Source organism: Helicobacter sp. 13S00401-1, assembly GCF_002272925.1.
In the GTDB taxonomy this organism is placed as follows: Bacteria; Campylobacterota; Campylobacteria; order Campylobacterales; family Helicobacteraceae; genus Helicobacter_I.
In genome coordinates this window covers 109,167-132,781 of record NZ_MLAR01000001.1, presented here as the reverse complement: position 1 = coordinate 132,781, position 23,615 = coordinate 109,167, and the positions used below count along the sequence as shown (strand labels likewise).

General features: G+C 34.4%; 26 protein-coding genes and 1 other RNA gene. 18 read left to right on the top strand and 9 right to left on the bottom strand.

Annotated elements, in window-relative coordinates; translation table 11 throughout:
* The first annotated feature begins 66 nt into the window (after window positions 1-66).
* From BKH43_RS00670 to BKH43_RS00655, 4 genes are all read left to right on the top strand, one after another.
* A complete protein-coding gene (locus BKH43_RS00670; protein WP_095227459.1) occupies window positions 67-696 on the top strand; it encodes an NAD(P)H-dependent oxidoreductase in 630 nt (209 codons plus the stop codon).
* A complete protein-coding gene (locus BKH43_RS00665; protein ID WP_095227457.1) occupies window positions 696-3,062 on the top strand; it encodes a ribonucleoside-diphosphate reductase subunit alpha in 2,367 nt (788 codons plus the stop codon). The genes BKH43_RS00670 and BKH43_RS00665 overlap by 1 nt, the downstream gene beginning before the upstream one ends.
* On the top strand, window positions 3,059-4,048 hold the full coding sequence (locus BKH43_RS00660; protein WP_095227455.1) for an SAM-dependent methyltransferase: 990 nt from the start codon (window positions 3,059-3,061) through the stop codon (window positions 4,046-4,048). The genes BKH43_RS00665 and BKH43_RS00660 overlap by 4 nt, the downstream gene beginning before the upstream one ends.
* Window positions 4,049-4,340: 292 nt before the next feature.
* Window positions 4,341-5,333, top strand: coding sequence for a HoxN/HupN/NixA family nickel/cobalt transporter (locus BKH43_RS00655; protein ID WP_095227453.1), 993 nt, complete (start codon window positions 4,341-4,343; stop codon window positions 5,331-5,333).
* A 149-nt stretch (window positions 5,334-5,482) separates the two neighbouring features.
* Here the strand turns inward: BKH43_RS00655 and BKH43_RS00650 are convergent, their stop codons facing one another.
* From BKH43_RS00650 to BKH43_RS00625, 6 genes are all read right to left on the bottom strand, one after another.
* Window positions 5,483-5,704 carry a MoaD/ThiS family protein gene (locus tag BKH43_RS00650; protein WP_095227451.1) on the bottom strand — a complete coding sequence of 74 codons (222 nt, stop codon included), beginning with the start codon at window positions 5,702-5,704 and terminating at the stop codon, window positions 5,483-5,485.
* 25 nt (window positions 5,705-5,729) lie between these two features.
* A complete protein-coding gene (locus BKH43_RS00645; protein ID WP_095227449.1) occupies window positions 5,730-6,512 on the bottom strand; it encodes a histidinol-phosphatase in 783 nt (260 codons plus the stop codon).
* 11 nt (window positions 6,513-6,523) lie between these two features.
* The gene (der, locus tag BKH43_RS00640) at window positions 6,524-8,008 is read right to left on the bottom strand and encodes a ribosome biogenesis GTPase Der (protein ID WP_275542193.1); all 1,485 of its coding nucleotides are present in this window, start codon (window positions 8,006-8,008) and stop codon (window positions 6,524-6,526) included.
* Window positions 8,009-8,121: 113 nt separating this feature from the next.
* Complete coding sequence (locus BKH43_RS00635; protein WP_095227447.1) at window positions 8,122-8,727, bottom strand: hypothetical protein; 606 nt, start codon at window positions 8,725-8,727, stop codon at window positions 8,122-8,124.
* Between the two features lie 112 nt (window positions 8,728-8,839).
* Window positions 8,840-9,598: an SDR family NAD(P)-dependent oxidoreductase gene (locus BKH43_RS00630; protein ID WP_095227445.1), complete on the bottom strand. Its 759-nt coding sequence runs from the start codon at window positions 9,596-9,598 to the stop codon at window positions 8,840-8,842.
* A 10-nt stretch (window positions 9,599-9,608) separates the two neighbouring features.
* The gene (locus BKH43_RS00625) at window positions 9,609-10,844 is read right to left on the bottom strand and encodes a DegT/DnrJ/EryC1/StrS family aminotransferase (RefSeq protein ID WP_095227443.1); all 1,236 of its coding nucleotides are present in this window, start codon (window positions 10,842-10,844) and stop codon (window positions 9,609-9,611) included.
* 50 nt (window positions 10,845-10,894) lie between these two features.
* Between BKH43_RS00625 and BKH43_RS00620 the strand changes: the two genes are divergently transcribed.
* Window positions 10,895-11,890 carry a transaldolase family protein gene (locus BKH43_RS00620; RefSeq protein WP_095227441.1) on the top strand — a complete coding sequence of 332 codons (996 nt, stop codon included), beginning with the start codon at window positions 10,895-10,897 and terminating at the stop codon, window positions 11,888-11,890.
* Window positions 11,891-11,921: 31 nt separating this feature from the next.
* Here the strand turns inward: BKH43_RS00620 and BKH43_RS00615 are convergent, their stop codons facing one another.
* The gene (locus BKH43_RS00615; RefSeq protein ID WP_095227439.1) at window positions 11,922-12,575 is read right to left on the bottom strand and encodes a metallophosphoesterase; all 654 of its coding nucleotides are present in this window, start codon (window positions 12,573-12,575) and stop codon (window positions 11,922-11,924) included.
* A gap of 109 nt (window positions 12,576-12,684) precedes the next feature.
* Here BKH43_RS00615 and rimO point away from each other — a divergent pair, with 109 nt between their 5' ends.
* Genes rimO through BKH43_RS00560 form a run of 11 tightly spaced genes read left to right on the top strand, consistent with a single transcriptional unit; the run spans window position 12,685 to window position 20,338 of the window.
* The gene (gene rimO, locus BKH43_RS00610; protein ID WP_095227437.1) at window positions 12,685-13,986 is read left to right on the top strand and encodes a 30S ribosomal protein S12 methylthiotransferase RimO; all 1,302 of its coding nucleotides are present in this window, start codon (window positions 12,685-12,687) and stop codon (window positions 13,984-13,986) included.
* Between the two features lie 26 nt (window positions 13,987-14,012).
* A complete protein-coding gene (locus tag BKH43_RS00605; protein WP_095227435.1) occupies window positions 14,013-14,567 on the top strand; it encodes a hypothetical protein in 555 nt (184 codons plus the stop codon).
* A 10-nt stretch (window positions 14,568-14,577) separates the two neighbouring features.
* Window positions 14,578-15,591: an LptF/LptG family permease gene (locus BKH43_RS00600; RefSeq protein WP_095227433.1), complete on the top strand. Its 1,014-nt coding sequence runs from the start codon at window positions 14,578-14,580 to the stop codon at window positions 15,589-15,591.
* A gap of 1 nt (window position 15,592) precedes the next feature.
* Window positions 15,593-16,411 (top strand): tRNA pseudouridine(38-40) synthase TruA, encoded by an 819-nt coding sequence (gene truA / locus BKH43_RS00595; protein WP_095227431.1) that lies wholly within the window; start codon window positions 15,593-15,595, stop codon window positions 16,409-16,411.
* The gene (locus BKH43_RS00590) at window positions 16,393-16,989 is read left to right on the top strand and encodes a hypothetical protein (RefSeq protein WP_095227429.1); all 597 of its coding nucleotides are present in this window, start codon (window positions 16,393-16,395) and stop codon (window positions 16,987-16,989) included. The genes truA and BKH43_RS00590 overlap by 19 nt, the downstream gene beginning before the upstream one ends.
* 21 nt (window positions 16,990-17,010) lie before the next feature.
* On the top strand, window positions 17,011-17,511 hold the full coding sequence (locus BKH43_RS00585; protein WP_095227427.1) for a flagellar basal body-associated FliL family protein: 501 nt from the start codon (window positions 17,011-17,013) through the stop codon (window positions 17,509-17,511).
* On the top strand, window positions 17,504-18,079 hold the full coding sequence (locus BKH43_RS00580) for an RsmD family RNA methyltransferase (protein ID WP_095227425.1): 576 nt from the start codon (window positions 17,504-17,506) through the stop codon (window positions 18,077-18,079). Before BKH43_RS00585 ends, BKH43_RS00580 begins: the two co-directional genes overlap by 8 nt.
* 11 nt (window positions 18,080-18,090) lie before the next feature.
* Window positions 18,091-18,645, top strand: coding sequence for a flagellar basal body-associated FliL family protein (locus BKH43_RS00575; RefSeq protein ID WP_095227423.1), 555 nt, complete (start codon window positions 18,091-18,093; stop codon window positions 18,643-18,645).
* Window positions 18,646-18,666: 21 nt separating this feature from the next.
* Window positions 18,667-19,152 (top strand): pantetheine-phosphate adenylyltransferase, encoded by a 486-nt coding sequence (gene coaD, locus BKH43_RS00570; protein ID WP_095227421.1) that lies wholly within the window; start codon window positions 18,667-18,669, stop codon window positions 19,150-19,152.
* Window positions 19,149-19,721: a dTMP kinase gene (gene tmk, locus BKH43_RS00565; RefSeq protein ID WP_095227419.1), complete on the top strand. Its 573-nt coding sequence runs from the start codon at window positions 19,149-19,151 to the stop codon at window positions 19,719-19,721. Before coaD ends, tmk begins: the two co-directional genes overlap by 4 nt.
* 26 nt (window positions 19,722-19,747) lie before the next feature.
* A complete protein-coding gene (locus BKH43_RS00560) occupies window positions 19,748-20,338 on the top strand; it encodes a phosphoribosyltransferase family protein (RefSeq protein WP_095227417.1) in 591 nt (196 codons plus the stop codon).
* Between the two features lie 37 nt (window positions 20,339-20,375).
* On the opposite strand, the gene BKH43_RS00555 is transcribed toward BKH43_RS00560, so the two are convergent.
* Together BKH43_RS00555 and ssrA are read right to left on the bottom strand one after the other, a co-directional pair.
* A complete protein-coding gene (locus BKH43_RS00555) occupies window positions 20,376-20,756 on the bottom strand; it encodes a hypothetical protein (protein ID WP_095227415.1) in 381 nt (126 codons plus the stop codon).
* 126 nt (window positions 20,757-20,882) lie between these two features.
* Window positions 20,883-21,264: a transfer-messenger RNA gene (gene ssrA / locus BKH43_RS00550) on the bottom strand.
* Window positions 21,265-21,719: 455 nt separating this feature from the next.
* Here ssrA and BKH43_RS00545 point away from each other — a divergent pair.
* Complete coding sequence (locus BKH43_RS00545) at window positions 21,720-22,214, top strand: ferritin (RefSeq protein WP_095227413.1); 495 nt, start codon at window positions 21,720-21,722, stop codon at window positions 22,212-22,214.
* A gap of 213 nt (window positions 22,215-22,427) precedes the next feature.
* Complete coding sequence (locus BKH43_RS00540; protein WP_095227411.1) at window positions 22,428-23,597, top strand: glutathionylspermidine synthase family protein; 1,170 nt, start codon at window positions 22,428-22,430, stop codon at window positions 23,595-23,597.
* Window positions 23,598-23,615: the final 18 nt, after the last annotated feature.

The following is a 23,615-nucleotide window of genomic DNA, read 5'->3' as shown; positions in this document are numbered from 1 at the left end:
AGTGCATTAAAGGATTTTATAAAAATAAATTTTATAGAATCTCATTTGTTAGTTCAAGGAGTAAAGATGAAAGATGGTTTTATGAAGGCACTAGATTTTAGGCATGCCTGTAAAGTGTTTGATAACAAAAAACACATACCACAAGAAGAATTTTATAAGATCTTAGAGGCTGGTAGATTAAGTCCTAGCTCTTTGGGATTTGAGCCTACTAGATTATTAGTTATAAAAGACAAAGAGTTAAGAGCTGCTTTAAGAAAGGCTTGTTGGGATCAGCCTCAGATAACTGATGCTTCAGAGATAGTTGTATTTAAGTCTTTTAAGTGTGAGATGCTACCAGAAAGCAACTATATCTTAAGACAGGGCATGAGACGAGTTGGGGGTGATAAAGAAAAGTTTGCACAACTTAAAGCACACTATAAAAGCTTTCTAGAGGCTAATAATTATGTAGATGATGATATAAAAAACTGGACTGCAAGGCAGGCTTATATCATGGCTTCAACTATGGTTAACTACGCTGCATTTTTAAAGATAGATACTTGCTATTTAGAAGGCTTTGTAAAAAAAGATGTAGAAAGTTTATTAGACATAGATACTTTTAAAGAACAAGTTAGCTTGATAGTGGCTTTTGGTTATAGGAAAAATGAAGGCACTCCTAAACTTAGAATCTCTTTAGATGAGTTAGTAAAGACTTTATAATGATAAATGTAGTTAAGAGAAATGGGAGCCTAGAGCCCCTAGATATAACCAAGATTCAAAAATACACCAAAGATTCAGTAAAAGGGTTGATAGGAGTTAGTCAAAGTGAGCTAGAAGTAGATGCACAAATCCACTTTAAAGATGGAATCACAACTGAGCAGATTCAACAAACTTTGATTAAAACCGCTGTTGATAAAATAGAGATGGACACGCCTAACTGGACTTTTGTTGCAGCAAGACTTTTTTTATATGATCTTTATCATAGAGTAAGTCGTAAAAGTGGCTATCTACACTTAAAAGACTACTTTGAAAGAGGTGAAAAAGAAGGCAAGCTTTTAAAGGGTGTGAAAGAAAAGTTTGATCTAGAGTTTTTAAACTCTAAGATAGACCCAAGCCGTGATTATAGTTTTAACTATCTAGGTGTTAAAACACTTTATGATAGATACTTGCTAAAAGATTCTAAAAACCAGCCTATAGAGTTACCTCAGCATATGTTTATGGCTATAGCTATGTTTTTAGCTCAAAATGAAGAAAATCCAAATGAGGCCGCCTTTAGTTTTTATGAAGTTATGTCTAAGTTTGAAGTTATGCCAGCAACTCCTACTTTATCAAATGCAAGGACTACTCGCCACCAACTAAGTTCTTGTTATATAGGAAGCACACCTGATAATATAGAGGGGATATTTGATTCTTATAAAGAGATGGCACTTTTAAGTAAGTATGGAGGCGGTATAGGCTGGGACTTTTCTCAAGTTAGAAGTCTTGGTAGCTTTATAGATGGACATAAAAGTGCTGCAGGAGGGATAATCCCTTTTTTAAAAATAGCAAATGATGTAGCAATAGCAGTTGATCAACTAGGCACTAGAAAAGGTGCTATAGCTACTTACATAGAAGTTTGGCATAAAGACGTTGTAGACTTTATAGACTTACGTAAAAATAGTGGAGAAGAAAGAAGGAGGGCTCATGATCTCTTTCCTGCTCTTTGGATATGTGACCTTTTTATGGAGAGAGTTTTAAGTGATAGCGAGTGGAGTTTGTTTGATCCTTATGAAGTAAGTGATCTACCTAATATCTATGGAGATGAGTTTAAAAAAGCCTACCTTGCTTATGAACAAGATGAGAGCATATCAAGAGAAACTATTAAGGCTAAAGATCTTTGGAAGATTATATTAACAAGCTGCTTTGAAAGCGGTATGCCTTTTCTTTGTTTTAAAGATAATGCTAACAAGGCTAATCCAAACCCGCACAAAGGCGTCATAAGAAGCTCTAATCTTTGTACTGAGATCTTTCAAAATACTTCGCCAAGTCACTACATAGTAGAAGTTATCTATGAAGATGATAGTAAAGAAGACTTTGAAGAACACACCTTAGTTAAGCTAGATTCTGGAGTTAGTAAAAAGGCTAACAAACTAACAAGCATAGATTCTGTAAATGGTAAAAAGATCTTTTGTACTGAGAGGGTTCAAAGAGGTGGGGCAACTGCAGTTTGTAACCTAGCTAGTATAAACCTAAGCAAGGTTAATACAAAAGAAGACTTAGAAAGAGTAGTGCCTATAGCTATAAACATGCTTGATAATGTCATAGACTTAAACTTTTATCCAGGATATAAAGTCAAAAAAACCAACATGCAAAATCGCGCCATAGGTCTAGGAGTGATGGGTGAGGCTGAGATGCTTGCTACTTCAAAGATAGTATGGGGCAGCACAGAACATCTACTAAAGATAGATGAGATCTTAGAAACTATAAGTTTTAATGCCATAAAAGCTAGCTCTAACCTAGCCCTTAAAAAAGGCTCTTATCCAGACTATGAAGGAAGCAACTGGAGTAAAGGAATCTTCCCAATAGATGTGGCTAATAAAAATGCACTTAGTCTAGTAAGTCGTGAGGTTGACCTTTTTGGTAATATTTATGACTGGGATGGTTTAAGAAAGCTAGTTAAAAAACAAGGCATGCGTAATGGCTACTTGATGGCTATAGCCCCAACAAGTTCTATATCCATACTAGTTGGAACCACCCAAACTATAGAGCCAATCTATCGTAAAAAATGGTTTGAAGAAAACTTAAGCGGACTTATAAGAGTAGTAGTTCCTAACCTAAACATAGATACTTATGAGTACTATCAATCAGCCTATGATATAAATCAGATGGATGTTATAAGGGCTACTAGCATACGACAAAAGTGGATAGATCAAGGCATCAGTACTAATATATTTATGAGGTTAGAAAAAGCAAGTGGAAAAGTTTTAAATGATATCTACATGCTAGCATGGAAGTTAGGGCTAAAAAGTACCTACTATCTAAGAAGTGAAAGTCCTAATGTCGAAGAGGTTATGGATAGAAGCTTTGAGTGCTTTAACTGTCAATGATAACCTTAGAACCCTTCCTTAACTCCTGGCTTAAAGCCTACTATGCAAAAGCTAAGATAGGCTTTAGGGGGGACTTTTATACTGCAGTTAGTAGGACTAAGTTTTTTGGAGCAGCACTTGCTAACTATACTTTAAGGCTTTTAGAATCTGATTTTAAACTACCGCTTACTATAGTTGAGATAGGATCTCATGATGGAACTTTGATAAGCGATATGGCTGAGTTTATGCACGCCTTTGATAGTTTTGCTTTTAAGGATATAAACTTTGCGACTTTAGAGCCTTTAGAGCCTTTGGCCATCCTTCAAGAAGCTAACTTTAATGCCCGTATTAATAAATTTAACAAAAACTTAAAAGTTTATAAAGATATGAATGAGCTAAAAGCGCTTGACTTTGTCTTTTTTGTCTCTAATGAGCTACTTGATGCTTTTCCTTGTGAACTAGTTTATAAAGGCAAGCAAGCTTATATAAAGCACGATGGTGGAGTGTATAGTTTAGTTTTTGATACAGTAACTAAAGAGGTGGCTAAAAAACTTGAGCTTTATGAAGTTAAAGGTGGCGAGATAAGCTTAAGTCTAAGCAAGTTTATAGAATCTCTTTTTATGATTAAGTCTTGGTTTTTTCTAGCCTTTGATTATGGTCAGATGGAAGAAAGAGACATAAGCCTTAGAATCTATAAAGACCATAAAGTATATAATTTTTTAGAAGAAAAAGATAAGCTAAGTTCATTTTATGAAACTAGTGATGTGACCTATGATATTAACTTTAGGAATCTAGAGCGTGAGTTTGTTAGTCATGGAGCTACTCCTTGTTTTTATTACACACAAAGCAAGATGCTCATAGAAGAGTGCGAGATCTTAGAGATATTTGAAAGTTTTAAACCTCATATGAGCAAGGTGAATATCTTAAAACATACTAATGCCATTAATGAACTTATCATGCCAAACTTAATGGGAGAACGCTTTAAGGCAGTAGGCTTTAGACGCTAAGATCTTTTAAACCTTAAGCTTATATTTTTTAATCTTACAGTTACAAAATCGCGTAAAAACCCCCTTAGAAACGAGTGCAAATCTTGTTTGCTAACCATGTTTAATTTTATGCGTATTTTATTACTAGATAATCATTTTTGATGTATAATGATAATTCAGATTGATTCTTACATTGATTCTTAGATTGATTCTTGTATCAATTATCATATTAATTCTTATGTAACCATCATGAACTGTAGGGCAGGCTCTATAAATTAATATAAGACATGTAAAGAGGTATACAAAAAATATCATGGAAAAGACTTTTAGAACCCCACAAGTTGCTGGATTAATCATTTTTAACATAGCGATGTTGATTATAGCCTTCATCGTATTTGCTGGCAACTGGACCATTATTGCTACTTGTGCTCTAGCTTATAGCTATGGACTACGCCATGCTTTTGATATAGATCACATAACGGCAATTGATAACATGACTAGAAAGTTCATAGCACAGAAGAAAAACCCAAAGTACCTAGGTCTTATGTTTTCTCTAGGTCACTCTACCATAGTAGTTATAGCTAGCTTTTTGCTAGCACTTTCTGGCCTTGCTTTAAAAGATAAAGTTATGGCGTTTTCAGATATTGGTGGGATAATAGGAACTTTTACTTCCGCAGCAGTATTACTAGGACTAGGATTTGTTAACGCCTATACTCTTCGTAACTCAGTACGTCAGTATAAAGAGCATAAAGCTGGCAAGCCAGTAGAAGTAAGTATGCCTTATCAAGGTAGAAGCTTTATATCTAGAGCCATATATAAACTTTTTAATAAGATAGATAAGTCTTATAAGATGTATATAGTTGGATTTTTGTTTGGACTAGGATTTGATACTGCAACTGAGGTAGGCTTGCTAGGTATATCTTTTGCAGGTGCACAAAACCATATGTCTGTATGGGCTATTATGATCTTTCCTTTCCTTTTTGTAGCTGGTATGACACTTTTAGATTCTATGGATAATCTTTTAATGGTTAAAGTTTATACTTGGGGCAAACTAGGTACTTTAAGACGTATGAAATATAACATTAGCATGCTTAGTATCTCAGTTACTTTAGCCTTTGTAGTTGGTATCATGCAGACTTTTAATCTAATCTCACTCTTCACAGGCGATGATGCGTTTGCTAGAACTATGGATGTAGTAGGTAATGTCATGGCTCCTATGGGTATAGGCATACTGGTGCTATTTGTAATTATATGGATAGTGTTTGCACAAAAACTAAAAGCTAAAAAAGCAGCTAGCAATCAGTAAGGTGTAATAAGGCTTTGGTGCTAAGCTACAAAAAGCTTAGCGTTTTAGCTTTTTTAATCTAAAGGCTTGGTAAAAAGTAAGGTTTATATAGAATCTATACTCTATATAAGCTTTCTTTTAATCTTTATCTAGTTGTAATCTACTAGTTTTCATCCACCACAAACTGGCGGAAGTATCACTACTTTATCACCACTTTTTAACTCAGTATCTAAGTTTTCACATATAGCATCATTAACTGCAACTGCTGATATGTGTAGCCATTTATTGACTGCGGGTATCTTTTGTAAGGCTTCTTTTAACTCGCGTAAGTTTTTAACATCAAGTTGTAATACTTGTTCATCTATGGGGCCTAAGAAAGTAACGCTTATCATTTTTTCTCCTTAATATAGCTTTTGCTTAAAGCTCTACGTGAAAGGGTATCTTTTTATCAAAAACTACGCCAGACTTAAAGCCTAAGTCTTTTGCTAGTTGTATGCACTCTTTTAACCCAGCACCAACTTGATCTACTGCGTGGGCATCACTTGCAAAGGTTATATCCATATCTAGCTCTTTTGCCATTTTTAAGATAGGCACACTAGGATAGCTTTCTTTTATAGGCTTTCTTAAGCCAGCAGAGTTTATCTCTAAGACCATGTTGTTTTGCTTTATAGCTTTTAAGGCTTCATAAATCTTAGATTCTAGGCTTTTTGGAGGAAGGGCACCAAAAACTTTTAGTAAGTCAAAGTGCCCAGCTATTTGAAAGTAGCCAGTTTCTGCCATAGCTTTTATGGATGCAAGATAAAGCTTCCAGCACTCTGTAACATCGCGCCTATCCCACTCATCTAAAAATTCAGGGTTATCAAAGCCCCAAAAATCTAAAAAGTGTACTGATCCTATAAGATGGTCTACATTGGCTTCTAAAACTTCTTTTTGTATAAGCTCTGGTTTAGCAAGGATAAAGTCTACTTCTAGTCCACATTTTATATCCATATCATGGGTTGTTTCTTTTAAGGCTTTTATATCATCTAGATAGTCATTTAACTCAGAAGCTGCCATTCTATACTTAGAATCAAAACTCATAGGTGCGTGACAGCTAAAGCCATAGTACTTTATACCTTGTGTTTTGGCAGCTTTTATGTACTCTTGTATGCTTCCTGTGGCATGGTTACAGCGGATTGTGTGGTTGTGCAAGTCTATCATTTTGATGTTTCCTACTCTTTGGAATCGTCCTCATTTGCTAACTTATTTCTAGATCTAGATTCTATAAGTATGGGCACACCTTCAAAAGAGGCTTCTCTTCTTAGCGTGTTAACAAGATAGCGTTTATAGCTAAAGTGCAAGGCTTCTGGTATGTTCATACTAAGTGAGATCTGAGGTGGCATAACTCCATACTGTGTTGCGTAGTAGATCTTAACCATACGCCCATGATCACTTGGTAAGGGATGTTTTATAAGGGCTTTTCTTACTATCTCATTTAAGGCTGAAGTTTTAAATCTAAAGCAGAAGTTTTTAAACACTTCTAAGATCATAGGTTTTAGATTTTCTACTCTTTTGTGAGTTAAAGCACTTAGTGTTATAGCTGGTGCATACTCTAAGAATCTAAACTTATATCTATACTCTTTCATAAAGTCTTCATAGCTAGTTTGTCTTTTATCCCATTTATTTATAACTACTATAACGCCTAAGGCAGCCTCGCTTGCAAGAGAGCTTATCTTTTCATCTTGCTCACTTAAAGGCTCACTACCATCAAGGACTAAAAGGGCTATGTGAGCATCTTTTAGCATCTCCTTAGTGCGCATTAATGCATACTTTTCTATACCTTCAATCTTTCCTTTACGTCTTATGCCTGCTGTATCTATAAAACGTATGCTTTTATCTTCATAGCTTATAACTTCATCTACTGGGTCTATAGTAGTTCCAGCCATGGGAGAGACAAGGGAGCGGTTTTTAAGCGTTAGAGCGTTTAAAAGAGAGCTTTTACCGACATTTACTTTGCCGATGATGGCTATTTTTATCTCGCTAGGCTCTATAAACTCTTTTGTATCTTCTTGGCTAACATCTAAATCTTCATCTTCTTTTAAGTAGTCTAAAAAGTCTAGCTCATCTAGAGTAGTTTGTAGTTTTGTATCAGAGGCTATGTTAGAGGTCGTGTTAGTTTTGGTGCTATCAATAGAGTTTGGTTTTTTCTTATTAGCTTTTTCAAACTTTGCTAGGCTAGATTCTATTAAGTCTAGAAGTTTGCTTATACCACGGTTATGTGCCACTGAGATGTTTATAAAGTCTACGCCAAAAGCACTAAAACCAGTTTCATTTAAGGCCTCTAGGGCTATCTTATCAGAATCTACTTTATTAACAACCAGCAAGCTAGGCACTTTTTGAGAAAGCTTTCTAAAAGTTTTTATATCTTCATCTAAGGCTATTTTTTGTCCATCTATTATATAAAGGATAAGATCGCTTTTAAGTCCTGCCTCTAAAGAGTTAGCTGTAATATCTTCGCCTATGATAGATACTTTATCATCAAGCCCACCAGTATCTTGCAATACAAGTTCGGTGTTATTTAGCTTGATGACCCTTGCGTTTATATCTCTAGTGGTTGAACTTATATGAGAAGTGATGGCTATATTTAGCCTGGCTATGCGGTTAAAAAGAGAGCTCTTACCGACATTTGGTGCACCCATAATGCTAACTACAGGCAGTTTGGAATCTGCCCTTGTTAACTCAGCACTTGGTTTAGATTCCAAGTCTTGGAGCTTAAAAACTCCGCTTTTTAAATATTGCTTTTTAAGTTGCTTCACTTAAACCTTTTCGTTTAGATCTCTACGCCTAAAGTAAGCATGATCTTGTTGATATTAGTATATGAGCCATCAACGCTAGATTGTGGTCTTTGCCAAGATGCATCAAGCCCTACATTTACTAGAGGTAAAAGAGGGATGTCCCATTTAACTCCGTAGTTTATCGCATAAGTACCTTTTAAATCTATACCAGTAAACTGAGAGTAGCTAGCACCTATGTAAGGAGTAAGTCCTATTATAGGTACTTTAACGCCAAAAAGACCGCCATACTGCCAGTTACTAAAACCATTTTTGACAGCGTTTCCACCTAGGGCAAAAGTAGAGTCATAAGTTGAGGTTCTTTCATATTTAAAGAAAGGGGCAAATCTAAACATACCACCTAACCAAAGTCTTGCATAACCCCCATAAGTAAACTTAAAGCCCCCTTGTTGTCCACCAGCTAAAGCTAGGGCGTTAGTTCTTGCAGTTTGTTGGGCAGTGTTAAGGAAGTTTGATACAGTAGAATCGCCAATTGCTGCTCCACCTAAAACACCACCTACATCAAAGTTAACAAACCCTAAAGCGCTAGCACTACTACTTAGCAACCCTACAAGTACAACTGAACCTACAACTTTTTTAAACATGAGCCATCCTTTTTATTTAATAACATTAATCCTAGCATTAAAGCATTAATCCCATATAGGATATTTAGTGCTATTTTTACACTTTGTATTCAAAATATTTAACTTTTTATCTTTAAAGTTTACTCTTTATTACTTTTAGGCCAGCACTTGCTTGAGTAACAGGCATAAGCTCTATACTATTTATATTAACTCTTGAAGGTTGAGAGAGGGCAAAGTAGACTGCTTCTGCTACATCTTTTGGAGTTAGTGCATGGGCATCACTATAGGTTTCTTTAACCCTAGCCTTATCCCCCTTAAATCTAACTAAAGAAAACTCACTTCCTTCACAAAGTCCTGGTTTTATAACAGTTACTCTTATGTTAGTGCCTAGTAAGTCTGCTCTTAAGTTTTTACTAAACTGTTCTACAAAAGCCTTAGTGCCCCCATATACATTTCCACCAGGATAAGGGTAACTTCCAGCCGTTGATCCTAGGTTTATAATATGTCCTGTATTTCTTTTAACCATATTAGGCAGTATTAGATTAGTCATAAAGCTTAGACCCTTTATGTTTACATCTATCATCTTTTCCCAGTCTTTAAAGTCACAAACTTGAGCTAAGTCTTGACCTAAAGCAAGACCGGCGTTGTTAACTAAAACATCTATATCTTTATCTTTAAGTTTAGATTCTATGTTTTTAAAGTCTAAAACATCAGATACTATAAGCTCTACTTTTACATCCTTTCTTGTAGCCTTTAGCTCATTTGATACTTCTTCTAGTAAGTTTCCTCTTCTAGCAAGTAGTAAAAAACTGCTTTCTTTTATCTTCTCGCATATAACTTTTGCTATCTCTTTACCAAAACCTACACTTGCGCCTGTTATTAAAACATTCATGTTGTCTCCTTTAGTTAAACTCACTAAATACATCTAATACTATAGAAGCTATGTGTTTTATATCTTCTTTTTCTAGATTACAATGAAGTGGCAAACTAAGAGTTGCTCTGTAAAAATCTTCAGCATTTCTAAGCAAGCCATGTTCATTTTTTGGTTTATAGTCCTTAAAAAAACTAAAATCATAAAGTGGCTTATAGTGAACTTGTGTTCCAACATTAAGCTCTAAAAGTCTTTTTACTATGTCTTCTTTAGCGCAGTGATACTTTGGATCTAAGAGTATGGGATAAAGATGTCTACTACTTAAACCCTTAGTTTTAAGCGGGTAAAAGTAGGGGTTGTTTTTAAAGGCTTCATCATAGATGCTTGCAAGTTCGTTTCTTTTAGTTATAAAAGAATCTAGTTTTTTAAGTTGACTTAGGCCAAGACTTGCATTTATCTCACTTAACCTAAAGTTAAAGCCCAGGGTTGTTTGGTCAGAGTGATAAAGCTCTTTTTTTGTTATCCCATGACTTCTTATAAGTTTTGCCATCTCATACAGCTTAGGATCATCGCTTAATAAAGCCCCACCTTCAGCTGTTGTTATAGACTTTAAAGCATGAAAGCTAAATACACTTGCATAGGCTAAAGATCCTATCTTTATACCTTCATCATTTGTAGATTCTATATATCTTGCACCTAGAGAGTGAGAGCTATCACTTAGCCATTTTATATCATACTTTTTAGCTAGCTCCTTAAAAGCCTTAGCATTTACACTATTACCAGCATAGTCAACTGACATGATAGCTATAACGTCATCTTCTCCCCTTAAAGCTTTTTCTTTTAAGATCTCTTCGCACTTTAAAGGATCTAAGTTCCCATCATAAGTTACATCAGCAAAGATAGGCTTAAACCCACAAGCTATCATCATATTAGTCGTGGCACTAAAAGTTATAGGTGTAGTTATGATGCTTTTAGTTTTAAAGTTAGTATCTTTGGATACCAAAGAGTGATAAAAAGATTCCAAGTCACCTAGTTCTAAGGCACGAAGGGAGGCATAAAGTGCATAAAGGGCTGAGGTAGCAGAGTTAAAGCTTAAGGCGTACTTTGTGCCTGCGTAGTTTGCTAGGGCTTTTTCAAAGGCTTCATTAATCTTGCCTTGAGTTATAAGAGGATTGTTTAAAGCTTCTAGCACGCAAGTTTTATCCTCTTCACTTATGCTTTGTCTACTATAAGGTGTAAAGCTTTTAAATGGAGTAATATCTTTCATGATAAACCTTTATAATTACAAGAGTTTAATATAACACAAAAGGATTTTACATGATAAATATATGGTGCGATTTTTTGGAGAGAAACTTTATAAAAAACACTCTTCCAAAGCTTATAAAAGATGGCAAAGTAAAGGGTGCTACGTCTAATCCAAGTATATTTGCAAATGCTTTTAAAAGTGAAAGTTATAAAGAAGAAAAAGCTAGTCTTGCTGGATTAGCACCTAAGAGCGTTTATGAGACTTTAGCTATAAGAGATATACAGCTTGCTTGTGATGTATTTAGCCCACTTTATGAGGCTAATCATCAAGAAGGTCTAGTAAGTATAGAAATAGACCCTAGATATAGTCAAGACTATGAAGCAAGTTTGAATGAAGGCTTAAGACTTTATAACTTGATAGATAGAAAAAATGTCATGATAAAAGTTCCAGCCACACCAGCAGGCTATAAAGTTATGCAAGGGTTGATGAGTGAAGGCATTAATGTTAATGCAACTTTAGTCTTTGGAAAAGAGCAAGCCCTAGAAACTTTAAAGGCCTTTAAGCTAGCTAAACATCCAAACGCTCAAGGTGTTATAAGTGTGTTTGTAAGTAGATATGATAGGGTACTAGATCCTATGCTTAATTCAGGAGAAAGAGGGCTTTTTGGAATCTTTAACGCACTTGATATCTATGACATATTTAAGATTTTAAATACCAACCCTAACTTTAGAATCCTCTTTGCAAGCACGGGCGTTAAGACACAAGATGACACTTATACTAATAAAGCCCACTATGTCTACCCGTTAAATCTAGATGACTGTGTTAACACCCTCCCATTAGACACTATAGAAGCAGTTGACTTTAACTTCCTTAAAAATACTCCAACTCTAGCTAGTAGTGAGTACTACTCTAAGGGGACTAACTTCCTTCCATCTTGTAATATAGAAAGGCTGCTTTTAGACCTTGATTACATAAATATAAAAGATACAGAATCTAGACTTTTAAAAGAAGGGCTTAGTGCTTTTAATCAAGCTTTTGAAGATATATTTAAGATGATGGGCAAGTAGCTTATAGGTATAGCTAGGATTCTAAAAACTTTTAGAATCCTCTATGCTTAGCTAGCAAGTCTCCAAGTCTTGTTGGAGTAAAGTTTAATTGCTCTGTGCTTACATTAATGCAACAGGCATTTTCTGGAGTTCTAGAGTGTATATGGCCGTGTACATTTATAGTGCAACCACTTATAGTAAAAAGATAGTCTATGATATCTCTAGCATTACAAAAGCGCTCATTTTTCTTGCGCTCAAATACTGGAAAGTGGCTAAACATGATAACTTCACCAGCTATCCTAGTTACTAGGGCATTAGCATAAACATCTTTTAACTTTTTGCCAAACTTAGATTTTAGCTTTTCTTTTAAACTAGCCTTATTATCAAGTTTGATTTTTAGTTTATTAATTATCTCCCAGTCTTTTAAGGGAGCAAGCTTGCCTATGTCGTTGTTTCCAACTATAAGCATCTTTTTTCCATTTAGCCTATTTACATATTTCATCCCTTCACTATAGTAAAGATCTCCTAGGTGAAGGACTTTGTCAGTGCTTTTTACAGCAGCATTCCACCTGCTAACGCTTAGTTCATCGAAGTTTTCATGATCACTTGCTTGTAGTTCTTTTATCCTAAGTGGCTCTTTTTTAAGTACTTGCTTATGTGCAAAGTGAGTATCTGAAATCACAAAAGTATCTAAAGTTATCTTCAAGTGGCTTCCTTACATGCTTTATTGCATAAAACAGAGTGAAATTATAACTCTTTAAAATTCCAAGATGATATATAATTAAAGCTTATTTACACGTTTAAAGGCCACTACTATGCAAAAACTCCATATTATCTCTCTAGGATGTTCTAAGAACTTAGTAGATTCTCAAGTCATGCTAGGGAAGTTAAGAGACTATGAGTTAACTCAAGACCTTGGAGAAGCAGATGTTATCATCATTAATACTTGTGGCTTTTTGCAAGCTGCTAAAGAAGAAAGCTTAGGGCATATATTTGAAGCACTAGATACTAGAAAAAGTGGTGCTTTAGTAGTGGCTAGTGGCTGCCTTGTTGCAAGGTATGAAAAAGAGCTTAGAGAGCTTATACCAGAGATAGATATCTTAACTGGGGTTGGGGACTTTGATAAGATAGATTCTATGATAGCTACAAAGAAGGGCATAAATAGCGATAAGGTTTATCTAAGTGAAGATTCTAGGCTTATAACAGATTCTAATATCCACACTTATATCAAGATCTCAGAAGGGTGTAATCAAACTTGTAGTTTTTGTGCCATACCTAGTTTTAAGGGCAAGCTTCAAAGTAGAAGTATAGAATCTATATTAAAAGAGATAGAAGATTTAGCACGTCTTGGCTATGAAGACTTTAGTTTTATAGCTCAAGATAGCTCTAGTTATCTACTTGATAAGGGAGTTAAAGATGGGCTTATAAAGCTTATAAATGCAGTGCATGCACAAGGATTAGTAAAAAGTGCAAGGATACTTTATCTCTACCCTAGCTCTACAAGCTTTGCACTTTTAGATTCTATAGCCAATAGCAAAGTTTTTGCCTCTTATTTTGATATGCCACTTCAACATATAAATCCCCAAATCTTAGCCCATATGCAAAGAAGCTCTAAAGACGTAAAAGCCCTTTTAGCACACATGAAACAAGTGCCTGATGCCTTTATAAGAAGTAGTGTTATAGTTGGTTATCCAACTGAAAGTGATGTGCAGTTTGATGAACTTTGTGAGTTTGTGGAAAGTTATAAGTTTGATAGGCTTAATATCTTTGAATATTCAAGTGAAGAGGGCACAAAGGCAGGAGCTTTAGAAGTGCTACCAAAAAGCATAGTGACAAAGCGTATAAAAAAGCTTAATAAAATAGTACTTAAGCAGCAAGATAAGCTTTTTAAAGCTATGGTTGGTAAAAAGTATGAAGCTATAATCGAAGGGAAAAGCGAAATAAGTGAGTATTTTTATAGTGCTAGATTAAAGGCTTGGGCGCCTGAGATTGATGGTGAGATACTTATTAATGAAGGTGAGATAAAAGGGGCAGGGTACTATGAGGTAGAAGTACTAGATTCTAAAGATGGAATCTTAGTAGGCAAAGCACTTAGGCACTTTGAAAGTTTAGACTAAGAGTAAAGATTAAGGGATTAATAAGCATGGAGTTTTTTTATATAGGCACTAGCTTTTTTATAGTTAGTTTCATAACTTGGTACTATCACACCCTTTTAGATTCTAAGCCTAGCTTTTTTGTCTATATAGTAAACGCCCTTGCTTGCTTTGTGCTTTTTGATCTCTTTGGACATAGTTTAGTTTTATATGCACTGTTTTGCCTTTTCTATGTTCTTTTTGTCTTTGACTATAAGTTTTTACTTGTGCCTAGTTTTTTAGCCTACATAGTCTTTATCCTAGCCTTAGGTTATAGTTATTTAGAATCTGGTCTTAGCGTGCTTTATATGCCTTTAGCTGTGCTAGTAAGCGGACTAGCTTTAAAAGCAGTTTTTGAAACCATACTTAAAAGAAGGCTTTTAGGCAGTGTTGATTTAGTTCTTATAGCTAGTCTTTGTTCTTTACTCTCGCTTCAAAACTTTTTTTACGCTCTAGTTATAGCAAGTTTGCTTGGCCTAGCAAGCTTTCTTTTGCCTTGTTTTAGGGCACAGAAGAAAGCACCTTTTATAAGTGCGCTTTTTGTATCAGCACTTATGGTTTCTTGAAGGAGGAAGTATGCTTAGACACTATGTTTTAAAGTCCATATCTCAGATGTTTTTCCCCTTCTTTTTTGTGCTCTTTTTTATATCTGTCATCATCTCACTTATAACCATAGCTACTATTACTAATAACATCAAGATGGACTTAGCTAGTCTTTTAACCCTGCTTTATTACAGTATGCCAGGAAGCCTCTTTTTTGTGGTGTCTATAACCTTTGTGGCGGCTTGTATATTAGGGCTTAGTCGCTTAAGTTATGATTCTGAGATGCTAGTTTTTTTCTCACTAGGTATAGGGGCTAAAAGGATAGTTTATATCATCTTGCCTATATGCTTACTTGCAACTGCTGTGCTTTTTATGTTTAGTTTTATTATGACTCCTCTTTCAAAAAATGCCTATAGAGACTTTTTAGTCCAAAAAAGCACTAGTGTTAATATAAACATAAAGCCTGGAGACACTGGACAAAGCTTAGGAGACTGGCTAGTTTATGTAGATAGCAAAAATGATTCTAAATATAATGGCTTAGTGCTTTACTCAGATAAGCAATCAGGCAAACAAAGCTTTATCATCGCTAAAAGTGGTGAAGCGCTTAATAAAAATGCAGTTTTTGAGTTAGAACTTCAAAATGGTGAAGCCTATTTTAATGAAAATAAAAAAGCCCAAAAGATAGGCTTTGAACAGATGAATATAAGAAGCCCCATAGCTACAGGCTCACTTAGTAGCTATGACTTAGTTAGTTACTGGCTTAAAGCTTTTAAAGGAGATAGCTCTCAGGCAAGGAGGTTTTCTCAAGGTTTTGTAACCTCACTTTTCCCTATAGCAAGCCTTTTTTTGATCCCATTTTTTGGCATACGTAATCCAAGATTCCATAAAAATCGCTCCTACCTTTATGTGCTAGGCAGCACTATAGTTTACTTCTTGCTGATGTATGGGCTTTCTATGGATCTTCCCTTTGTTGGCTTAGCGCTTCCTTTTATATGGTTTTTTATAGGGCTTTTTTTATATATTAAGTACATTAGGAAGGTGTACTAGGATGCATTTTTTAAAGTGTGTTTTAAGTATAGATGGCTCAGAGTTTTTAGGCTCAAGCAAGCAGCCAAACAACAAAGGTGCTTTAAACTACTTAGAATCTAAACTTGCTAAAGTTGGTATAACAACCCCTAATATAATCGCTTCTTCTCGCATAGATAAAGGCGTGCACGCATGTTTTCAAGTAGTGCGTTTTGAAGTTCCTAAGCTTTATAAAAACTTAGATTCCTTAAAAGATCTTTTAAACAAAAAGCTTTATCCTTATATGTTAATCCATAAGTTAGACGAAGTAGATAGTAGTTTTCATCCAAGATTTAGCGCAAGCTCTCGCACTTATAGATATGTCTTTAGCCCTACTTTTATAGAGCCCTTTTATAATCGCTTTGTTTCTATACTTGATTTTGGTGATTTAGACTTAGCAAAAAAGGCTTGTAAGCTTTTTGTAGGAAGACATGATTTTAAAAGCTTTTCTAAAAGTGGGAGTGAGGTAAAAGACTATGAAAGAGAGATTTATAGAATCTGTATTTATAAGAAAAAGCTTTTTAACATGGAGCTTTTTATATTAAGCATCAGCGCTAATGCCTTTTTGCGATCCCAAGTTAGACTTATAGCTAAGGCTATATCATTAGCAAGTTTAGGAGAGCTAAGTTTAGAAAAACTTAGCCTTCAGATTGATAATAAATTTTTGCTTAAAGAGTGCATTAGAGTACTAGCACCACCAAATGGTTTATATTTGACTAGAATACACTTTAAAAAAGATACGCTTAAAAACACTGCCAAAAGATACTTTGAGGATAAAACTAAATGTATAAAAACGACCTAGACTTTTTAAACGAGGACGACTTAAAGGTACATCTAATCTGTAAAGACCCTTTTTTATCTATAAGTTTTAGTTTCTATCTAAAAAGTATTTTAGTAAAGCTAGAAGATGCTGACTTAATCATCTCTGATATCCCTATAGAAGAGCTAGAAAGTAGGTTAAGTATAGAAAGCAACCTAGAAAAAACTTTAAGTAGACAAGACACTTTAGATGCGGCTAGAGAAACTAAGCAAGCCTTGCCAATTTGCCAGATAAATAAAGACATACTAATACCTTGTAGTGTTTATGGAATCTTTTTGCAACTTCATGAGTTTTATCAAAAACATCAAGAAAGTTTTATGCAAAAAGATAAGTTTTTACAAGAAGGTAGTTTTTTAAAAAGAGACTTTAAAAGGCTTGAAAGCCTAAAAAATAATCTTGGCGAAGAAGAAAGTTTTAATAAGGAACAAAAAAAGCTTGACTTAAGTAAGCTAAAAGATATAGAAGGCTTGCTTAAAAACGCAGAGGGCGAAAAAGGTGAGTATGTAAGCGAGCTTGTAGAAGAGTTCTTAGATAGACTAGCAAAGATAGCTAAAAGCTAAACATTTTAAAGAAGAGTTGTAATGAATAAAAGACCTATTGTAATCTTAGTGATTTTTATCATCGTCTTAATCATAATCTTAGTACTACTTTTTATCTTTTTTAAACCTGCAAAAAATATAGCCCCTAAGATGGTGGAATCTAACACACAAGAGATGAGTAAGAATACATCTAAGCCATTTGATAAGATGGATATTTTAAAAAATGCTAGATATCTATATGTCTTTAGTGAGCCTTTTATAGTTGACTTAAAGCCTAGCCCACCTAACACTCTTCCTTTAAAGCTCAGACTTAAGCTATCTTTTGTGCTTGAAAATAAGCAGCTAGTTAATGAGCTAAATACAAAAGAGCCCTTAATCCGTGAGATAGTAAGTGATACTGCAAGCACACTTACTCCAGGTGAAGTAGAAGGTGTTGTAAATAGGGATAATCTAAAAAGTCTTTTAAAAACTAAGATTAATCAAATCTTAGAAGATGGCAAAGTAAGGTATATAGTTTTTGATGGTTTTAATATAGATGCATAGTTTTGTGATAAGACAAGGAAGACTTAAAGGGCTTAAACTTTTTTTTGAATCTAGCCTTACTACAAGACCTACTAAGTCGCGAGTTAAAACTTCGCTTATAGATAGACTTAGAAATCTCGAAAGAAAAGAAGAGATATGTTTTGTAGAGTGCTTTAGTGGGAGTGGGCAGATAGGCTTTGAAGCCCTTTCTGTTGGCTTTAAAGAGTGTGTATTTTTTGAAGTAGATAAGCAAGCTTTTTCTAACTTAAGTAAGAATATAAACTTATGTAAGGCTAGATTTAAAGATGTTTGTATAACTAGCTTTCATGCATCTTTTTTAGAATCTTTAGCTTTGTTAAAGACTATAAAAAAGCCTTGTTTACTATATCTTGACCCACCTTTTAGTATAAGGGAGGGTTTTAGCGATATATATGAACGTATAGCTAACTTTTTAAATATCTTAAAACAAGATATAAACGTAACTTTATGTATCTTAGAGTTTAATACCGATATTGATATAGAACAGTTTTTTAATATAGAAAGCAAAGTTAGCTTTGGAAAAACTAGTCTAGCTTTTATAAAATCTTAAAGGGAGAAGATATGGCAGATGAAGCAAAGCATAATACAAAAAAGGGTGCTACGGTATTATTTGTGATACTTGGCGTTTTGATAGTTATCTTAATAATAATAGGCATAGTTGCATTTTTTTTCATGGGCAGTGGTAGCAAAGATGACAATGCAGCTCCTCAAAATGTAGTAGTTTTACCCTCTCCTAATGTAGCAACTCAGATTAATGCAAGCACAGAGTACTATAAAAATCCAGCAGCCATTTATACTATGAAGGCAAAAGATGGAATTATAGTTAACTTAAAGCCTTCAAGAAGTGATGAGCAAGTAGGCGGCTATCTAAAAGTACAAGTTCAACTTGTGTTAGATAATACTAAAGGTATAAATGAAGTTAGCAGTAAAGATGGAATCATAAGCGATTATATAAACAACATTCTTTCTCAATATACTGCAGCTGAGATACAAGAAAGTAAAAACAAGCTAAAAGCAAGGGCACAAATCATAGCTAATGTAAACACTATACTAACTACTACTAGAGTGCAAGCAGTTATCTTTGAAAGCTTTACTGTTCAGCCAGCAGGCTACTAGAAAAAACCAAAAGGTTAAAGCATGAAAAATGCCATCTATCCGGGGACTTTTGATCCCCTTACAAATGGGCATGTAGATATCATAAAGCGAAGTGTTACTATGTTTGATAAAGTGCTTTTAGCCATAGCTAAAAGTGAAAGTAAGAATCCACTTTTTAGCCTAGAACAAAGACTAGAGATGGCACAGGCTGTAACAAAAGATATGGCTAATGTTGAGTGCATAGTCTTTGATGAGCTCTTAGCAAGTCTAGCAAGAAACAGAAATATAAACATCATCATAAGAGGACTTAGGGTAGTAAGCGACTTTGAGTATGAGCTTCAAATGGGCTATGCGAACAACTCTTTAAATCCAAACCTTGATACTATCTACTTCATGCCAACTTTACAAAACGCCTTTATAAGCTCTTCTATAGTAAGAAGCATCATCACTCATAATGGCAATGCCAATCATCTCTTGCCTATTGAAGTGGCAAGTTATATAGAAAAACACTTAAAAGATAAATTATGACTTACTGCGTATTAGAGGGTATAGACTGTGTTGGTAAATCCACTCAGATAGGATTATTAAAAAAGGCTTTAGATTCTAAAAAGATTACTTTTATAAGTGAACCAGATAGCTCTCCACTAGGTCCTATGATAAGAAAAGAGATAGAATCTAACCTAGATCATAAAACTATGTTTTTACTCTTTCTTGCTTCAAGGGCTGCACTTTTTAATGAGCTAAGACTTCAAAATCCTAAATTTGTTATAAGTGATAGAAGCCTAGTTTCAGGCGTGGCTTACTCAGACTTAGACTTAGAGTGCGCACTAGAGTTAAACCTCTTTGCAACTAGTGGCATACTTCCTACTAAGGTTGTGCTTTTAGAGATAAGTAAAGATGCACTAAGCATTAGGCTAAAAGCTAAAAAGCAAGATGGCATAGAAGCTAAGGGGCTAGAGTATCTTTTAAGTGTTCAGACTAGATTAAAATCCACGCTGGGACTTTTAGAAAAAAAAGGTGTTTTGGTTAAAAGTATAGATGCTAGTAAGAGTATAGATTCTATACATAATGATATAAAGGACTTTTTTGACTTATAAGACACTTTTTTATAAGGTGGCATTTTATGAGATGTTTAGGATGTTCTAAACTTAGCTTAGAGTTAGTTTGTAAGGACTGCATCTCTAATCTTTCTATGATTTTTTCTCAAAGGCGTATTTTTTCAACTAGGATTGTGAGTAGCTTTGCTTACTCTGAAGTAAGGGAGTTTTTGCTAAGCAAGTACTCTTTGCTTGGGTCTAGAATCTATAAAAGACTAAGTGAAGTAGCACTAAAAGAGTTTTTTAAAACCTATCCTAATCTACTTGATATTAATAAAACTCATACTGCAGTTATAGCAGTTGATGCTAGTTTAAAAGGGGCTTACTCGCACTCAAGCATCATAGCCCAAAGCTTCAAAAAATATGGCTTTAAGGTTGTGCATAACGCCTTAAAATCTAAAACAGATAATGCTAACTTTTTTCATCTTCTAAGTGCTAGTGAGCGTCAAAACGCTAAGAGGGATTTTAAAGTTAGACTAGATTCTAAGTTTAACTCTTGCATACTAGTAGATGACATCATAACAACTGGAGCTACTTTAAAAGAAGCTATAGAAGCACTTAATGTTAGTGGTGTAAGCGTACTTTTTGCTTATACGTTAAGTGATGCAAGGTATTAGAAATAATAAAAGTTGTTAGATAAATTTTAAATGCTAACTAGATGACTATCCCTAAAGTTTCAGCATATTTTGTAGGGATAGGTACAGGCTTATCCTTAAAGTAAAGTTTTATAAGAGTATCTATCCACTCTCTTGAAGTTTGGATGGTTTCAAAGTAAAGGAGGGCTCTTTCATCATCAAGTTTAACTAGCTTATAGCCTGTGATATATACTTTTATACTCTCACTTTCTCCTTTTAGCTTTACTTCTAAGTCTATGGTTTTGTTTGTGCTATCAAGGTTTAGTTTTAGCATCTTTTCTATTACGCCTTTAAGTTTAGATTCTAAGAGCTTGTGGCTGGCTTTTGAGATTAGGTCATCTTTGATATGAGTGGGAGTTAGTGTTACTAAAGTCTTTAATCCAAATCTTAAAAGTCCCATGTATCTTAGCCCTTAATTTAAGTTTATGCATGATTTTATAGTATATGAAGCTTATTGTGATGAAAAATTTATTTGAAGTGTGAGATAAAGAAACTTTAAGTTATAAAACTTAAGGCGTTACAAAAATGGTGGAGCTGTGGGGAATTGAACCCCAGTCCGAAAATCTTCCCTTATATAAACCTCTACATACTTAGGATAGTTTTTGTAGATACTACTTATAAGTTTTAAAAACTGCCCAAAAAAGAAGGACTTAAAAGTAGGACAAGTAGTCTTAGCTTCTTAACTTTTGTCTGATTTAAGAAGAGCCACTAAGCTAGGGTTATGGTCTTTAAGTCGCGCTTAGTAGATGGAATAAAGACCAGCTCCGGGTGTTAGTTAAACCTATGCAGCTTTAGCGTAGGCTGGAGCGTAATTTGCATTGTTTGCATTTATATTTGGTGATAGTGACAGATATCAGCTGGTATGCAATTTATATTAAAAAATTCCCGTCGAAAGCCAAAACAGCCCCGTATGTATAATCTTAAAGCACATATGGGGATGTTTCCTTGAAAACTGTCCCCGTATGTATAATCTTAAAGCACATATGGGGATGTTTCCTTGAAAACCTTTGGTTTCTTAAAAAACAGCCCCATATTTAAAAGCTCTTATAGATAAGTGTAAGGGCTTAAAGTCTCTTAACTAACTTAAGCTTTAAAAGCCTTTCATTCTAACATAAGATTTAATAAAATATTTAGATTCTTAAAAAAGGGGTTGTTAAAGCCTGTAGTCTCAGATATGAGCATAAATGCATTCCTACTATTATTATTAAAAATAGTTTAATTTTTAGTTTATGTGGAAAAAAGTTCTTACTTTGTAAAAAAAGTAAGAAAGTTAATGAAAAAGTATTGACTTATTATTATTTTATGCCATATAATGAGACAACCTTTAACAAGGAACTATCTCAAGAATTATAAAGGACACCTCATGTTAGAAAAAGAAGTTATCAAAGCACTAAATGATCAAATTGCTAAAGAAATGTTTGCATCACACTTATATTTAAGTATGTCTTCATGGTGTTATACAAACAAACTTGAAGGTGCTGGCAAGTTCTTATTTGACCACGCTCAAGATGAAAGCGCACACGCTCAAAAACTTATGAAGTATCTAAATGAAACTGATACAGAAGTAGAAATACAACAAATTGAAAAACCTGAAAATAAATTTAAATCTTTATTAGACGTTTTTGAAAAAACTTATGAGCACGAACTAAAAGTTACTAAATCTATTAATGAACTAGTTGATTTAACACTGGCTAAAAAAGACCACTCAACTTTTAACTTCTTACAATGGTATGTAGCTGAACAACACGAAGAAGAAGCGTTATTTAGAGGCATAGTTGATAAGATTAAATTAATCGGCGAAGCAGGCGATAGTATGTACTTTGCTGATCAATATCTTGGCTCACTAAACTCTCACTAAGTCCTATAATAAGTTAGCAAACCTTAAATGCTAGCTTCCTTACAAAGACTTAATCTTAAGACTAGATTTTAAAACATCTTTTTAGAATCTAGTCTACTTACATAATGCCTTAATCCTCCAGTTTGGCTAATCTCTTCTCTTCACACAAAGATTCCATAATAAGCTCTATTTTGAGATAAAATTTTTTATCAAAACAGCATAAGGACTTAAAGCATGGATATAAGCAAGATAAAGCTTTTTACTAAAAGTGAGATGGAAAGCCTAGGACTTAGTTGGCATACTGATATAGATGGAAGTGATTATATAAGTGATGAGCTAATTCACGTAACTCAAAAAGAAGCAGATACTTACTATGATGCTTGTGAAGAGCTTTACTCTATGTATGTAGAAGGTGCAGAACACGTCATAGCTAATAATCTTTTTTATGATCTTGATATCCCAAACTCCTTAATAGAGCCAATAATCCAAAGTTTTGAAGAAGACATACACTGGCATATCTATGGGCGCTTTGATCTAGCTGGCGGGCTTGATGGCAAGCCTATAAAACTTTTAGAGTTTAACGCTGATACTCCTACTAGTTTATATGAGACTTCAAGTCTTCAATGGGGACTTTTAAAGTTTAATGGCATGGATGAGCACTTACAGTTTAATAATATCTACCAAGCAATTAGTGATAACTTTAAAAGACTTATAACACTAGATTCTGACTTAGAAGAGTTTGAAAGGCTTTATGAAGGCTGGCGTATGCTTTTTTCTAGCATTAGAGGGAGTGATGAAGAAGAGATAACTGTTAAGTTTTTGCAAGATTGCGCAAGGCATGGTGGCTTTGAGACAAACTTTTGCTATGTAGATGAAGTGCAATTAGATTCTGTTGAAGGCACTTTTTTTAATGATGAAAACTATGAGTTTTGGTTTAAGCTTATCCCATGGGAAAATATAGCCATAGATGAGCCAGAGCTTGCTGCCATAATGGCAAATATGATGGATAATAAAAACACGATTTTTATAAACCCAGCCTACACAGTGCTTTTTCAAAGCAAACGCATGCTTAAAATCTTATGGGATCTTTTTCCTAATCATCCACTTTTACTACCTGCAAGCTATGAGCCACTTTCAACTAAACAAGTCTTAAAACCTAGTTTTGGAAGAGAAGGTAATAATGTTCAGATTTTAGATTCTAATAAAACAGTGTTAAAAGCAAATGATGGAATCTATGCTAATCATAAGCCTTTATATCAAGAGTTTTATGAGCTTAACTCATATGAAGGAAACTTTTATCAACCCCAAGTTTTTTATGCCTATGAGCCTTGTGGACTAGGCTTTAGAAAGGGGTCTTTGATAATGGATAATTACGCTAAGTTTGTAAGTCATATCATAAAGTAAAAGCTTTGTTGTAGCTAA